The organism is Pectobacterium parmentieri (assembly GCF_001742145.1).
Lineage (GTDB): Bacteria > Pseudomonadota > Gammaproteobacteria > Enterobacterales > Enterobacteriaceae > Pectobacterium > Pectobacterium parmentieri.
Genome location: NZ_CP015749.1, coordinates 1239094 through 1254766 on the forward strand (window position 1 = coordinate 1239094; position 15673 = coordinate 1254766).

Consider the following 15673-nt stretch of genomic DNA (forward strand, 5'->3'; position numbering starts at 1 on the left):
CTATGCCAGCGGCCATATCGAGAGGTTAATATGGAACTCAATATCAGTGAATTATTGAATTTTTCCCCGTTGATGAAAACCTTTACCTTTAATGCCTGGATGGTCGCTGGTTTTACTCCGATATCTCGTGGTTCGGTACTGGATTATTATATTAATCGGCCACAGGGAATGAAGGGATATATTATTAACCTGACACTGCGCGGACAGGGATGTGCCAAAGTAGGGGAAGGATCGTTATTGTCCAAGGAGAATGAATTATTGCTTTTTCCGCCGGACGTTCCACACCATTATGGTCGTGATAAGCACAGCGACCACTGGGATCATGTCTGGATTTACTTTATTCCCCGCCCTTACTGGAATGACTGGTTAAAATGGGATGACAAAACGCAGGGCATTGGGAAAACAACCATCCATTCCCCTACAACGAGCCAGCATATACAAGCGCTTTTCTATGAGGCGATCCGCCATAACGCCGATTCAACGCCGCTGTCAGAAGCGTTAGCGATGAATGCACTGGAGCGGTTGATCCTCGCCTGTTTTCAGCTACAGCCTATTAGTAGCCGGTATGCGCACGATCCAAGGATAAATACGGTGTGCACCTATTTAAATGAACATATTACTGAAGAGCTGAAAATTGAAGCGCTGGCCGGGATGGTGTTTCTTTCTCCTTCGCGGCTCGCGCATCTGTTCAAAATTGAATTGGGGCAAACTATTTATGCCTGGCGTGAAGTTCAGCGCATCAATTGTGCCAAGCTCCTGATTCAGTCGACGCCACTGCCCATATTTAAAGTCGCACAGTCAGTGGGGTACAGCGATCCGGTCTATTTCACACGCTTATTTCGCAAGCATAATGGAATTCCACCGGCGGAATATAAAAAGCGCTATGAAAGAATGGGAAGTTTACATGAACCCTGAAGTCGTTGGGCGTATCTCATTACCTCTGCGGGGTTTATCAAGAGCGATAAAAACCACCGTATACCGTTCGCTTATCCTGGGCAAAAAAATCCCTCCATATTGGAGGGATTGAAGAAGATGCGCCAACGGTGTTTAAGGTTGCGCGCTGTCTCGCAAGACAATCGGCGTTTCTTTTGCCGTTGGTACGTTGCTGTTGAGAGCGCGGCGAATGACGAAGAACGCGGAAACTAGCATCGTCACAGCCACCAGCATGAAGAACCCGCACAACGCGGCGTTGATCTGATTACTGAAAACGATAGTTTCCATGTCTTTAATCGATTTGGCTGGCGCGATCAGCGTGTTTTGTTCAATACCTGCCGCGAAGCGCTTCGCTTGGGCCAGAAAACCGATGCTCGGTTTTTCATGGAAGATTTTTTGCCAGCCCGCCGTCATCGACGTAATAAACAGCCAGACGGTAGGGACGATCGTCACCCATGCATAGCGCTGTTTCTTCATCTTAAACAACACCACGGTGCCGAGAATCAGCGCCATCGATGCCAGCATCTGGTTACCAATACCGAACAGGGGCCAGAGTGTGTTGATACCGCCCAGCGGGTCAATTACGCCCTGATACACAAAGAACCCCCAACCGGAAACGGCAACGGTCGTACCGGCCAGATTCCCCAGCCAGGAATGGCTGTTCGCTAATCTCGGAATCGCAATACCGACCAGATCCTGCACCATGAAGCGACAGGCACGCGTCCCGGCATCAACGGCGGTTAGAATGAATAGCGCTTCAAACAGAATCGCAAAGTGATACCAGAAGGCCATCATCGCCCGGCTGTTAAAAATTTCCGTGATGATATAGGCCATACCCACCGCAAAGGTTGGTGCGCCACCGGCACGGGAAAGAATAGAGGCTTCGCCGACATCATTGGCAATCGCACTCAATTCCTGCGGGGTAATCACAAATCCCCAACTGTTAATGGCCAGCGAGGCGCTCTCAACCGTGGTGCCGATTAAGGCGGCGGGTGAGTTCATGGCAAAGTAGATACCCGGTTCAATAACCGAGGCACAGATCAGCGCCATGATAGCGACAAAGGATTCCATCAGCATCGCACCGTAGCCGATGAAGCGGATATGGCTTTCTCGTTCAACCAGCTTCGGCGTGGTGCCGCTGGAAACCAGGGCATGGAAGCCGGAAATCGCGCCACAGGCGATGGTAATAAACAAGAAGGGGAACAAGGAACCAGAGAAAACGGGGCCAGTACCGTCAATAAAACGAGTGACGGCGGGCATTTTCATTTCTGGCATTGCGAACACGATACCAACGGCTAGACCGATAATCACCCCAATTTTAAGAAATGTAGAGAGGTAATCACGCGGTGCCAGCAGCAGCCAGACCGGTAGAACTGACGCCACGAAGCCGTAGATAACTAGTACCCAAGTGAGCGATGTGCCTTTCAGCGTGAAGAACGGCCCCCAGTAGGGGTGTGCGGCGATGTTGCCGCCGTAAACAATCGCCAGCATCATCAGCACAAAGCCAATGATGGAGACTTCAGCGATTTTACCCGGACGTAAAAAGCGCATGTAAACGCCCATAAAGAGCGCGATGGGGATGGTGGCGGCAATGGTAAACAATCCCCACGGGCTTTCTGCCAGCGCTTTTACAACGACCAGCGCCAGCGCCGAAAGAATGATGATCATGACGCCCAGCGCGCCGAGCATGGTGATGATACCCGCGAACGTGCCCAGCTCCTGTTTTGCCATTTCACCCAGCGAACGGCCGTCCCGGCGGGTGGAGATAAACAGCACCAGAAAGTCCTGTACGGCACCGGCGAGCATCACGCCAACCAAAATCCAGATTGTGCCGGGGAGGAATCCCATCTGTGCAGCGAGAATTGGCCCAACCAGCGGGCCAGCCCCGGCGATGGCGGCGAAGTGGTGGCCGAACAGAACCCATTTATTGGTGGGAACGTAATCCAGACCGTCGTTATGACGTTCCGCCGGTGTTAACCGGCGATCGTCGAGCTCAAACACTTTTTTGGCGATAAACAGGCTGTAAAACCGATAGGCGATGCTGTAACACGATACGGCGGCGATAACCAACCACACGGCATTCACGTGCTCACCGCGGCTTAACGCCAGCGTGGCGAACGAAAAGGCGCCCGCCAGACCGACTAGCAGCCAGATCACAATGCTCTTTATGTTACTCATAACAACGGCTCCTTCGTTATTCAGAAAGGGTATACCGTAATACTTCAAGCTGCATGTGCGTTGGCTTCTCTTACTCACCCCAGTCACTTACTTGTGTAAGCTCCTGGGGATTCATGCGTTCGCCGCGTTACGAGGCCCCAAATGAGCCTCGCCCTCGCGGGCCAATGCTTTGCATTGTTCAAAACGTCAACGTTTTGTCCTGCAACTCGAATTATTTGGGGTATATGGCGCGAGTGTTAATGCAATTTAACAATAGTGGGTTTGTTGGCGAAGAGAAGCGAATGGATGAGAAAATGTGAGCGAACGTGAATTTCTGTAAAGAAACTTAAAGGCTAAACAATGGTTAATGTAGTTGAGCCGTAACATTAGCGCGAAAAAATGACAGGCTCTGCCGAGGAAAATTCAAAGGATGGCAGAGCCTGTGCGCTTGAGACAACACGTTTATTAAGGCAGAACGTTTCCGGCAGCGCGGTAAATTTCGTACCATTCTTCGCGGCTGAGCGTCAGCGTAGACGCCGCCGCGATATCACGGATACGTTTCGGGCTCATGGTGCCGATAACCACCTGCATTGCTGCGGGGTGACGCAGGATCCACGCGGTGGCGATTGCGGTGTTGGTGACGTTATGGTGCTCGGCGATGTGGTCAATCGTCGCGTTTAGCTTGGGGAATTTTTCATTATCAAGAAAAACGCCGTCAAAAAAACCGTATTGGAAAGGTGACCAGGCTTGAATCGTCATCGAATTCAAGCGGCTGTACTCCAGAATTGCGCCATCGTGATTCACCGATGCGGGGTTCGTCATATTGACGTTAAAACCCGCATCAATCATGCCCGTGTGCATAATGCTGAACTGCAATTGGTTGGCGATAAGCGGCTGACGCACGGACTTCTTCAGTAGCTCAATTTGTAACGGGTTCTGATTGCTGACGCCGAAATGACGAACCTTGCCGCTGTGTTCCAGTTCATCGAATGCTGCCGCCACTTCATCAGGTTCAAACAGCGTGTCTGGGCGGTGCAACAGGAGCGCATCAAGATAGTCTGTTTTTAAGCGTTGCAGGCTGCCTTCAACGGACGCGATGATGTGCGCTTTGGAAAAATCAAAAAAGCCCTTACGGATGCCGCACTTGGATTGCAGAAAAATCGATTCCCGGCGGATGGACGTTTTCTGTAAACCGGCGGCGAAAATCTCTTCCGACAAGCCAGAGCCATAGATATCGGCATGATCGAAGAAATCGATGCCTGCCTCAACGGAAGCATTGAGGATGTCAGCCGCTTCATCCGTGCTTTTCTTCGCCATTCGCATACAGCCCAACGCAATGTTGGAAGCCTGTATCGCGGATGTGCCGATTGTTATTTTCTTCATCGGAAACACTCCTGTTAGTAGGGTTGTATGCCGCCTGTCGTTGATTGTTTTTAAAACGGATCAGACACGGCTATATCGTTGGTAAATCGTGTAGCGGAATAAAGATGATGACGCGCGGGTCAGTTCACGATGAACGCCCGCGCGGAGATGCTGTATTGCAGCGGTATGACTATTATGCGGCAGGTTTTGCCACGATGCTGCGGGTTTCCAGACGTACTTCAGCGATGAGAACGTCCAGCGTCTCTCCCTGACGATAAACCACGTCGCCTTTCACCGAGAGGGTGCCCATATCCTGACTACACACTAACTCATCACGCACGGCATGGATAAAGGAGGACGGGATAAACGCCACTGCGCCGTTATCCAACAGGCGAACGCGCAGGCCGCCGCGTGTGACATCAATGATTTCCGCGTTGAAGCGAATATCCGTGCCAGCTTTATCTTTGAGGTAGCGTGCGTACAGCCAGTCGCCGACATCGCGCTCAGCCATGCGGTTAAGGCGACGGCGTTCGGCCAGTTGTGCCGTGACGTCATCCTGCGGTTTTTCCGCAGCCTGTCCGGTAATCACCGCTTTCAGCAAACGGTGGTTCACCATATCGCCGTATTTACGGATCGGGGATGTCCAGGTGGCATAGGCTTCCAGCCCCAGACCAAAATGTGGCCCTGGCGTGGTGCTCACTTCCGCGAAAGACTGGAAGCGACGAATACGGCTATCGAGGAACTGCGTCGGCTGGGCATCCAGCTCGCGGCGCAGCGTACAGAACCCTTCCAGTGTCAGAAGCGTCTGCGCATCGGCCTGAACGCCATGTGTATCCAGTACAGCAACCGCTTGTTCAACCGAAGCAGGATCGAAACCGTTGTGCACGTTATAGATGCCGAAACCCAGCTTATCGCGCAGCACAATCGCCGCACAGACGTTGGCGGCAATCATGGATTCTTCAACAATACGGTTGGCGATGCGGCGGTGTTCAACCACGATATCCAACACGTCGCCTTTTTCACCCAGCAGGAAGCGGTAATCCGGGCGATCTTTAAACACCAGAGCATGCGTGGTGCGCCATTCACTGCGAGCCAGACAGAGACGGTGCAACAAACGGATTTGTTCCGCGATAGCCTCGTTTTGTGGCTGCCATTCGCCTTGATTCTCCAGCCAGTCAGAGACGTTGTCATACGCTAATTTGGCTTTGGATTCGATCGAGGCGGCAAAGAAGTGGATATCGTTACCCAGTGAACCATCGGCGGCAATCGTCACGCGGCAGGCGAGGACAGGGCGACGCTCGTTCGGGTGTAGGGAACAGATATCGTCCGACAGCGCGCGTGGCAGCATCGGGATGTTGAAGCCGGGCAAATAGTTGGTAAAGGCACGCTGACGTGCAATGTTGTCCAACTCGCTGCCTACATCTACATAGGCGGTTGGATCGGCGATAGCGATAGTTAATTGCAGTGAACCATCACCGTTGTCCTGCACATAGAGTGCATCGTCCATATCTTCGGTGCTGGCGCTGTCGATGGTGACAAAGTTCAGTGCCGTTAGATCTTCACGGACCAGTTCGCCGTCATGGCGTTCAGTCGCTTCGATTTCTGGGGCAGAACGCTCCAGATTATGGCGTGACAATGTCACCCACCACGGCACCAGCGGGTCGTCGCCCGTGGTGATGTACTGCGTCAGTTCGGCATGGAAACCACGGTCACCTTTCAATGGGTGGCGGCGCATTTCGGCTACTGCCCAATCGCCTTCCTGAAAATCGTGCGTCACATCGCGCGCGGCGCGGCAAGGAATCGCTTCTTTCAGCAACGGGTGGTCAGGCGTAATGGATAGTCGATCGTCCTTTTTGTGGATGCGTCCAACAAAACGGGTAAGGAAAGGTTCTATCAGCGTTTCTGGTTCGACAATTTCCCGATCTTTTTCCGTATGCAGGGTGGCGGTAATCCGGTCACCGTGCATCACTTTTTTCATGTGTGGAGGGGGAATGAAGTAGCTTTTTTGTCCGTCAGCTTCAAGAAAGCCATATCCCTTATCGGTTCCTTTGACGACACCTTCAACACGCGGTGTCTGAGAGTGAAGTTGCTGTTTTAGCTGTGCAAGCAGCGGATTGTCTTGAAACATAGCGTCCAGAAATACGGTTGTAAGTGGCTTAATTAGCAGTTCACAGTTTTACTCGAATCAGGTGCTGGCGGCAAGAATAATTAGGGGGGCTGAGGTCGCATAACGGTAGCGAAAGGGCGAATAAATTTGAATAAAGTCAATGCTGATTTGAAATTGTCCCCCTGTCGTGTACGTCAGTGATTTCGCGACGCGACAGAGGGCGTTTATGTTATGACATAGACCTTAATGCAGAGATTCTCAGGCGATACGCAGTAGGGATTCCGCCTGCGTACTGAGCCGAACGCTAACGGGCACCGATTTAGAAGTCGGCGTATGCGTTTCATCGCCAAAACTGGACAATGGCACTAGCGGGTTGGTTTCCGGGTAGTAGGCTGCCAGATTACCGCGCGGAATATTGTAGCTCACCAACTTGAAGCCGTTGACGATGCGGGTAATGCCATCGTTCCACAGCGTTTCGATATCGACCAGATCGCCATCTTCCAACCCTAACGCGGCAATGTCATCCGGGTGCATGAACAGCACTTCCCGCTGACCATAAACGCCGCGATAGCGGTCATCCAGGCCATAAATTGTGGTGTTGTACTGATCGTGCGAACGTAGGGTTTGCAGCGTAAAGGGTACGTCGTTGCCTTGCAACTGCGGGAACAGCGTTTCGGGCAGCGCGGCATGGCCGAATTGGGCTTTTCCGTTGAGGGTGTTAAACCGCAGTTCGGCGGCGGCATTGCCGAGATAGAATCCGCCTGGCAGGTCGCAGTTGGCGTTGAAATCGCTAAAGCCGGGAATGGTGGCAGCAATATGATCGCGGATGCGGGAATAATCGTCCGCCAGCGCCAGCCAGTCGAGCTTTTCATGGCCGAGAACCGCATTGGCAATCCCGCAAACAATCGCTGTTTCCGAGCGCTGCAAGGATGAAAGCGGTTGTCCGACACCCTGTGAGGCGTGCACCATACTGAAGGAGTCTTCGACGGTAATAAACTGTGCGCCGCTGGCCTGCATGTCGAGATCGGTACGGCCGAGCGTTGGCAGAATCAACGCATCGACCTTACCCGTAATCAGGTGACTGCGGTTGAGTTTGGTGCTGATATGCACGGTCAGATCGCAACGGCTCAGGGCTTCTTCGGTGCGTGCCGAATCCGGTGCGGCGGCGGCGAGGTTACCACCCAGCGCGATCAGTACTTTTATCTCATCGCGCAGCATGGCTTCCAGCGCTTCTACCGTGTTGTGGCCTGCGGCGTAAGGCGGAGTGAAGTCATAATGTGCTGCCAGGCGATCGAGAAATGCGGCTGTTGGCTTCTCATCGATCCCCATGGTGCGGTTACCCTGCACATTGCTATGGCCGCGTACCGGACACAGCCCCGCGCCCGGTTTCCCCAATTGCCCAAACAGCAGTTGCAGGTTCACGATTTCGCGCACGGTGGCGACGGAATGCTTGTGCTGGGTAATGCCCATCGCCCAGGTGCAGATCACACGCGGTGACTGCTGATAAATCGCCGCTACATAGCGTAACTGTGCTTCACTCAGCCCTGATTGCTGTTCGATCTTCTGCCAGCTTGTCGCATCGACAACCGCCAGATACTTGTCCACCTGCTGGGTATGTGTGGACAGGAAATCCTGATCGAACAATCCCGACTCTCCGTCAGATAGACGCTGGCGATGCGTTTCCAGCAGCGCTTTGACCATGCCACGCACGGCAGCCATATCACCGCCCAAATTGGGTTGCAGATAGGTTTCGCTAATGGTGCCGGACAGCGGCGTGAGTAACTCCAGCGGATTTTGTGGATTAGCAAAACGTTCCAGACCGCGCTCACGGAGCGTATTGAAGGAGACAATGTGGGCACCGCGATCGGCGGCATGGCGCAGGCTGTGCAGCATACGTGGATGATTGGTGCCGGGATTCTGACCGAAGACGAAGATTGCGTCTGCGTGTTCAAAATCATCCAAGCGGATTGTGCCTTTTCCCACACCGATACTTTGCTTCAGACCAATTCCGCTGGCTTCATGGCACATATTCGAGCAGTCGGGAAAATTGTTGGTGCCCAGCATGCGGCCAAAAAGCTGATACAGATAAGACGCTTCATTGCTGGCACGGCCGGACGTATAAAGCTCGGCCTGATTAGGATGTGCCATGTTATTGATATGCTGAGCGATCAGCGCAAATGCTGCGTCCCAGTCGATGGGAACATAGCGATCGCTGGCGCGATCGTAGCGCATCGGGTGGGTCAAGCGCCCCTGATACTCAAGAAAATAGTCACTTTGCTGGCGTAGCGTCGTAACGCTGTGGGCGGCGAAGAAATCCAGATCGACCGCTTTGCGCGTCGCTTCCCAACTTACCGCTTTCGCGCCATTTTCACAGAAACTGAACGTGCTGCTGTTGTCATCGCCCCAGGCACAGCCGGGGCAGTCAAATCCTTTCGATTTATTGACCCGCAACAAGTTTCGGATATTTTTCAGCGCTTGCTTGCTGTCGAGGACAAAACGGGTGGTGGCTTCCAACGAGCCCCAGCCGCCAGCCGCATTGCGGTATGGCTTGATGGATGGTTTGAATTTCATGTACTAATCCGCAGGTGAATAAACCCGTCATACTTCAAGTTGCAGGTGTGTTGACCGCCTCGCTCACCCCAGTCACTTACTTGAGTAAGCTCCTGGGGACTCGCTGCGTTGCCGCCGGCCTGAAACTCGAATTATCTAGGGTTTGTTTTTTTTATGTGAACAAAACTTTAAATGTTTGCTCTTGATTTGAAGTTTAGGTGCCGTCTGCGATCGCGTCTAATCAAATGTGGCTATGGTGGGATAGAGGTGGCTTATCAAGGTATACTTGTTGTTTACCCACTACAGAGCCTGGCGATGGATATTAAGCAACTGCAATACCTGTGCAATTTGGAAAAAGAGCGCCATTTTGGCCGGGCAGCGGAAGCCAGTTTTGTCAGTCAGCCAACGCTCTCTATGCGGTTGAAAAATCTGGAGAAGGAACTGGATCTGGCGTTAATCAACCGGGGTAACAATTTTGAAGGTTTTACGGCCGAAGGTGAGCGCGTGTTGGCCTGGGCGCGGGAAATCGTCTCGGTTTATCAGGGATTAAAACTGGAAGTTGCGTCGCTGAAACGCGGCGTAAGCGGGGTATTACGTATCGGCGCGGTGCCGCAAAGTAGTATCGCGCTGTCGAGCCTGCTGGCGGCAGTGAATAAGGAATATCCACAGTTGGATTTCCAGATCTCGCTGTTCAGCGCGGACCAACTGTTGGAGGCGCTGAATGCGCATTCAGTAGATGTCGGCATCGGCTTTTTTGAATTTTCGACGTTACAGGAGCTGCACTTTCAGGCGTCGCCGCTGACGGAGCAGGGCGTTGACTTGTTGTTCCATCCACACCATTTTCCGCAGTTGGTAGGGGATGTTCCGCTGGCACTCGATGCGCTTTCCGAGGTGCCACTCTGTTTGGCGGAGGCTAGCCGCTATTTCCGCCGCTATCTGGATAGCCATTTTCGTGAAGCCGGTGTCTCGCCGTGGGTCAAGGTGGAAAGTGCTTCCGTCCTGCAACTGCTCCAAAGCGTCTATGTTGGGCTTGGTTGCGGTATTGTTCCCCACGGCAGCCTGATCCCAGAGATGACGCCCGAGCTAACGCTACGGCCGCTGCAATTTCCCCCGATGCGCCGTCAGCCTGCGGTTGTCATCGCACAGGCTGGCAGAGCGACACCGTTGGCGCAGAATTTCTTTGACGTCGCACAGCAGTGGTTGCGGGCTCAGTCATAGAGACTTTTATCCTGCACTGGGGCAACCGATTTACTGGCGCGAAGCCGCCTAACGGACTGGCGAATCACCAGCGTACCGTTGAGCAAGAGGTTGCCCACGGGGGCGTCGGGGCGAATCAGACGGTATTGCAACAGTTTGACGGCCTCTTCGCCCAGTGCCTCTCGCGGCACATGCACCGATGTCAGTGGCACATCGTGAATGGCTGAGAGATTGAACCCATCCATACTCATCACCGAGACGTCCTGCGGTACGCGTAACCCCGCCTTGTTTAGCGCGTTCACCGCCCCAACCGCGATAAAATCACCGCCTGCCAGAATAGCCGTGGGCCATTTATCCTGCGGACAGTGGGCTAAAAAATCGGTCATCGCGTGTTCTGCATCCGCCGTGCTGAAGTTATCTAACGCCAGCAAATGCGCTTCGGGGGAGAAAGGCAGATTATGGTGCTGATAGGCATCCCGGATGCCGTCCAGACGCCGTTCCATCGTATAACGACGCAGGCATAGCAGTGTCAATACGCTATGGTGGCCCTGTTCAAAAAGATAGTGAGCGGAGAACTCGCCGATTAGCTGATGCGCAGGGGCGACACCCGGTAACCTCATCTTGCGGTCGATACAGTTAATCAATATGCAGGGCTTCCCGCTGTCTGCCGCCAGCGCGTGAAGATAGGGATCGTCGATACCAATAAGCAGAGCGGCCTCCGTAGCGGGATCACGCATTTTGTCTAAAAACAGCGCCGCATCGCTGTCATTTTCCTCCAGCCCGCAGTATCGCACGCGCACATCGTGTGGCTTCAGAGCATCAATAATGCTCTGTACCACCTTGTGATAGAAGATGTCGGACCGAATATCAAACGCGCGCGGCGGGGCGAAAATAGTCAACCCGTTCAACAGCAGGCGACCATTGGCAAGATCGGTCAGCACCCCGCACTGTCTGGCACAGTTGAGAATATCCGCTTTAGCATTTTCGCTGGTATTGGACTGACCAGACAGGACGCGTGAAACGGTACTGATCGAGTAACCCGTCCGCTGCGCAATTTCACGTATTTTCAGGTTTCCTTTCATTTTGTGATCCCGTTCACCTTTGAAAATGACAAAATTTTCATAGCCAGATATTTCCTGTTTTCAGGCGATATAAACAGATTTTTGTTTGCATTTTGACCATAGCATGAAAATTTTTTCAAAAAAGTGAGTGTTTCACGATTTTCAATTGTTCTACTCTCAATTTGGTAAACCAATTTCAGTTGTTAGATATAATGAAATGGGGTTTAAGTTAATAAATACAATGAGATAAAAAAGGTTTGATTGTCCGGCAGGCTATAAATAAAAAAATGCCGTCGAGATATCAGACCAATGTACCCCTACTTTCCTGTAAAGGAGTCACCATGAGTCTCGACGTCAATCCGTCCTCCATCGCTAGCAAAGGTAAACGGACATTCAGAAATCTTCGCTGGTGGGTGCTGAGCCTGTTTTTACTCGGCGTTACCGTTAACTACATCACACGTAACTCGCTCGGCATTCTGGCTCCTGAATTGAAAACCAGTATGGGCATTACCACCGAGCAATATTCCTGGATTGTGGGTGCATTCCAACTGGCATACACCATTTTTCAGCCAATTTGTGGCTGGTTGATCGATGTCATCGGTCTGAAAATGGGTTTTATGATTTGTGCGGTGATATGGGCACTGATGTGCATTTTCCACGCGGGAGCGGGAAGCTGGTTGCACCTTGCGATTCTGCGTTTCTTTATGGGGGCGTCCGAAGCTGCCGCAACACCGGCAAACGCCAAAACGCTGGGCGAATGGTTCCCTAAGAAGGAGAGACCGATTGCGGCAGGCTGGGCCGGTGTCGGTTTTTCCATCGGTGCGATGCTGGCACCGCCGATTATCGTCGTCGCACATGCCTATCTGGGCTGGCAGGGCGCGTTTATGTTCACGGGTGCGCTGGCGCTGATGTGGGTGGTGCTGTGGTGGCTGTTCTACCATAACCCGGAAGATCACCCGAATTTAAGCCGCGAGGAGCTGGATTTCATCCGTCAGGACAACGAAGCACCCCCGGTCAAACTGCCTTTCTTCACCGCACTGAAAACGGTCTCAAAAAACAAACGCTTTTACGGCATCGCTATTCCAGCCTTTATGGCGGAACCCGCGTGGGCCGTGCTCAGCTTTTGGGTGCCGCTCTATCTGGCGAATGAACGCGGCATGGATCTGAAGCAAATTGCGATGTTTGCATGGCTGCCGTTTCTTGCTGCCGATCTGGGCAGCATCGCCAGCGGCTACCTCACCCGGCTCTATACCCGCTGGTTCGGCTGCTCGCGTGTTAACTCGATTGTTGCCAGCTCGGTCACCGGTGCGTTTCTGATGCTGTCGCTGGCGCTGGTCGCCATCAGCAAAGATCCGTGGGTAGCGATTCTGCTGATTTCCATCGGTGGATTCGGCCATCAGGTGATTTCCTGCATGTTGAGCGCACTGGTAGTGGAATCGTTTGATAAAGGACAGATGGCAACCGTGAACGGGATGCGCGGTTCGTTTGCCTGGATCGCCAGCTTTCTGTTCTCGCTGTTGATTGGCGTGACCGCCGACAAAATTGGCTTTAATCCTCTATTTGTAGCGATGGGTTTCTTCGATTTGATCGGAGCGATCTTCCTTATCGCGTTTATTGCTGAACGCCGTGGGAAAACGCGCACGCAGGCATAACGGTTTATGCCGATCGTTTAAAAAGCGAGATACACAGAGCGACCACGGGGCGAGGCTTCCTTACGAGAACCTCATCCCCGTGTTTCTCCTAAAAATGGGCTTAAGAGACCTGCATTAAGCGTAACGGCTGGTTTATTTTTTCCTGAAAAGGACGCTGTATGAAAACGTTGAAAAATTGGGTGTTTCGTCATCAGAGCGCCGATCATATTGAGCTGTTGGTGGACGACAGACATGTTTTTCGCCTTTATGTACTGGAGCCTATGCTGGCGCGTGTGCTGATTAAGCAGAACGGTGCGCTGAAGCTAAATCGTACCTGGAGCATTGCGCCACAGCAGGATGTTCCCTGGGAGGGGCGCAGCCGTGAAAGTAGCGAAGGATTTAGCCTGCCGGGGTTTTCACTGGAACAGGTGGATGACACGCTGCGTATCAGTACCGCACGGATGCGCATTACAATTCATCAGCCGCTATGGCTGGCGTGGGAATATCGGGATGAGCAGGGTGAATGGCAGCCGTTTGCCGCCGACCGACCAACCAGCGCTTATCTGCTGAACCCACATGGTGAGGGCGTCGCGCACTATCAGCGCCGTTTCCCGACGGAGCGCTATTATGGTCTGGGTGAGAAGGCGGGCGATCTTGAACGCACCGGACGCCGGTTTGAGTTCCGTAATCTGGATGCCATGGGTTACAACGCGGCGAGCACCGATCCACTGTATAAGCATGTTCCGTTTACCATTACCCGACGTGACGAGATCAGTTTTGGTCTGTTCTACGATAACCTGAGCACCACCTGGCTCGATCTTGGCAATGAAATCGATAACTATCATCTGGCGTATCGACGCTATCAGGCGGAAGCGGGCGATCTTGATTATTACCTGTTTGTCGGGCCACGCGTGTTGGATGTGACGAAAGCGTTTGTGCGGCTGACGGGGAAAACGCTCTTTGGGCCAAAATGGAGCTTAGGCTACAGCGGTTCTACCATGCACTACACCGATGCGCCGGATGCGCAGCAGCAACTGATGAAATTTATTGCGCTCTGCCGTGAACACCATATTCCGTGTGATTCGTTTCAACTCTCGTCGGGTTACACGTCGATTAATAATAAGCGCTATGTGTTTAACTGGAACTACGACAAAGTCCCCCAGCCGGAAGTGATGTCACAGGCTTTCCACGATGCGGGTCTCAAGCTGGCGGCCAATATCAAACCCTGTTTACTGCAAGATCACCCGAAATACGATGAGGTGTCGGCGCAGGGACTGTTTATCCGCGATTCTGAATCTGATGTGCCGGAGCGCTCCAGCTTTTGGGACGATGAAGGCTCGCACCTTGATTTCACCAATCCGGCAACGGTGGCGTGGTGGCAAGAGAACGTCACTCGGCAACTGTTGGAAAAAGGAATCGACTCGACGTGGAATGATAACAACGAATATGAAGTTTGGGATGGCGAAGCCCGCTGTCATGGATTCGGCCAACCGATGGCGATCAAACATATTCGCCCGTTGATGCCGCTTTTGATGATGCGCGCCTCGCTGGAGGCGCAGCAGCGCTTTGCTCCCACGCTGCGCCCCTATCTAATATCTCGTTCCGGTTGTGCGGGAATGCAGCGTTACGTGCAAACCTGGAGTGGCGATAATCGCACCAACTGGCAGACGCTGCGCTACAACACCCGAATGGGCGTTGGGATGAGCCTGTCCGGCCTGTTTAATGTCGGGCATGACGTCGGCGGCTTCTCCGGTGACAAGCCAGATGCCGAGCTTTTCGTGCGCTGGGTACAAAACGGGGTAATGCATCCGCGTTTCACTATCCATTCCTGGAATGACGATCATACGGTGAATGAACCGTGGATGTATCCCTCAGTAACGGCTGCAATCCGTAGCGCGGTTGAACTTCGCTATCGTCTTCTGCCGTATTTTTATACGTTGCTGTGGCAGGCCAGTGCGGATGATGAGCCGATGCTGCGACCGACGTTCCTCGATCACGAACAGGATCGCGCGACGCTGGAGGAAACCGACGATTTCATGCTGGGGCGAGATATTCTGGTCGCTAGCGTGGTGGAGCCAGAGCAGCGTCGGCGGGCGGTGTACCTGCCTGTGAATACGTCGGGCTGGTACGATTTTTATTCCGGCCAATGGTTCAGCGGTGGACAAACTATCGTGTTGGATGCGCCTTTGGAACGCCTGCCGTTGATGGTCCGAGCGGGTGCGATGATCCCACTGTCGGGGCGCACGGCGTATGTCAGCCAACATGAAGACGAACAGCGCGAATTTCTGCTCTTTCCGCCTGTCGCTGGTGGTACCGACAGTGGGCTGTTGTTTGAAGATGACGGAGAAACGTGGCAATGGCGTGAAGGGAACGCGCTGTGGTTACGTTGGGAAATCCGCGCGGATAGCCAGCGGATTGACATCACGTTTACGTCAGAAGGGCAGTATCAGCCGGCCTGGCAATACGCGACGCTGCGCTTGCCGATAGGCGAACAGCGCCAATTGTACATTAACGGCGTTCGCACGATGACGTATCGACACCAATAATCACCGCGATACCTATTTCTTCCTGTTGCGCCCCGATCTGATTGTTTATCGGGGCGTTTTTTTGTTATGCAGAATATAGATAATATCTGATTGGTTATTTTTAGGATAAGAAGATGTTAATAAAAAGAA

General features: G+C 52.9%; 9 protein-coding genes. 4 read left to right on the forward strand and 5 right to left on the reverse strand.

Translation table 11 applies throughout. The features are described 5' to 3' along the window. The first annotated feature begins 30 nt into the window (after positions 1–30). Positions 31–915: an arabinose operon transcriptional regulator AraC gene (gene araC / locus A8F97_RS05515; protein ID WP_033071617.1), complete on the forward strand. Its 885-nt coding sequence runs from the start codon at positions 31–33 to the stop codon at positions 913–915. Between the two features lie 132 nt (positions 916–1047). On the opposite strand, the gene A8F97_RS05520 is transcribed toward araC, so the two are convergent. The 4 genes from A8F97_RS05520 to A8F97_RS05535 form a co-directional block, all read right to left on the reverse strand. Continuing rightward, entirely contained in the window at positions 1048–3111 is a 2064-nt protein-coding gene (locus A8F97_RS05520; protein ID WP_014700260.1) for a carbon starvation CstA family protein, read from the reverse strand. A 444-nt stretch (positions 3112–3555) separates the two neighbouring features. Continuing rightward, a complete protein-coding gene (locus A8F97_RS05525; protein WP_025918511.1) occupies positions 3556–4473 on the reverse strand; it encodes an aldo/keto reductase in 918 nt (305 codons plus the stop codon). Between the two features lie 172 nt (positions 4474–4645). Further along, the gene (locus A8F97_RS05530; protein ID WP_033071616.1) at positions 4646–6580 is read right to left on the reverse strand and encodes an exoribonuclease II; all 1935 of its coding nucleotides are present in this window, start codon (positions 6578–6580) and stop codon (positions 4646–4648) included. 237 nt (positions 6581–6817) lie between these two features. After that, complete coding sequence (locus tag A8F97_RS05535) at positions 6818–9130, reverse strand: FdhF/YdeP family oxidoreductase (RefSeq protein ID WP_033071615.1); 2313 nt, start codon at positions 9128–9130, stop codon at positions 6818–6820. A 294-nt stretch (positions 9131–9424) separates the two neighbouring features. On the opposite strand from A8F97_RS05535, the gene A8F97_RS05540 reads away from it, so the two are divergent. Beyond that, complete coding sequence (locus A8F97_RS05540) at positions 9425–10327, forward strand: LysR family transcriptional regulator (RefSeq protein WP_033071614.1); 903 nt, start codon at positions 9425–9427, stop codon at positions 10325–10327. On the opposite strand, the gene A8F97_RS05545 is transcribed toward A8F97_RS05540, so the two are convergent. Then, positions 10318–11388, reverse strand: a complete 1071-nt coding sequence (locus A8F97_RS05545; protein WP_014700255.1) for a LacI family DNA-binding transcriptional regulator — start codon at positions 11386–11388, stop codon at positions 10318–10320. The two genes, A8F97_RS05540 and A8F97_RS05545, sit on opposite strands and share 10 nt — an antisense overlap. Positions 11389–11708: 320 nt before the next feature. On the opposite strand from A8F97_RS05545, the gene A8F97_RS05550 reads away from it, so the two are divergent. Both A8F97_RS05550 and A8F97_RS05555 read left to right on the forward strand, forming a co-directional pair. Continuing rightward, positions 11709–13019, forward strand: coding sequence for an MFS transporter (locus A8F97_RS05550; RefSeq protein WP_025918507.1), 1311 nt, complete (start codon positions 11709–11711; stop codon positions 13017–13019). Between the two features lie 158 nt (positions 13020–13177). After that, the gene (locus tag A8F97_RS05555) at positions 13178–15544 is read left to right on the forward strand and encodes a glycoside hydrolase family 31 protein (RefSeq protein WP_033071613.1); all 2367 of its coding nucleotides are present in this window, start codon (positions 13178–13180) and stop codon (positions 15542–15544) included. Positions 15545–15673 lie beyond the last annotated feature (129 nt).

Bases quoted from the DNA above. Each gene is read 5' to 3' on its own strand.
- araC (WP_033071617.1), top strand. From the start codon at position 31: ATGGAACTCAATATCAGTGAATTATTGAATTTTTCCCCGTTGATGAAA.
- A8F97_RS05525 (WP_025918511.1), bottom strand. From the start codon at position 4,473: ATGAAGAAAATAACAATCGGCACATCCGCGATACAGGCTTCCAACATT.
- A8F97_RS05540 (WP_033071614.1), top strand. From the start codon at position 9,425: ATGGATATTAAGCAACTGCAATACCTGTGCAATTTGGAAAAAGAGCGC.
- A8F97_RS05555 (WP_033071613.1), top strand. From the start codon at position 13,178: ATGAAAACGTTGAAAAATTGGGTGTTTCGTCATCAGAGCGCCGATCAT.
- A8F97_RS05550 (WP_025918507.1), top strand. From the start codon at position 11,709: ATGAGTCTCGACGTCAATCCGTCCTCCATCGCTAGCAAAGGTAAACGG.
- A8F97_RS05535 (WP_033071615.1), bottom strand. From the start codon at position 9,130: ATGAAATTCAAACCATCCATCAAGCCATACCGCAATGCGGCTGGCGGC.
- A8F97_RS05545 (WP_014700255.1), bottom strand. From the start codon at position 11,388: ATGAAAGGAAACCTGAAAATACGTGAAATTGCGCAGCGGACGGGTTAC.
- A8F97_RS05530 (WP_033071616.1), bottom strand. From the start codon at position 6,580: ATGTTTCAAGACAATCCGCTGCTTGCACAGCTAAAACAGCAACTTCAC.
- A8F97_RS05520 (WP_014700260.1), bottom strand. From the start codon at position 3,111: ATGAGTAACATAAAGAGCATTGTGATCTGGCTGCTAGTCGGTCTGGCG.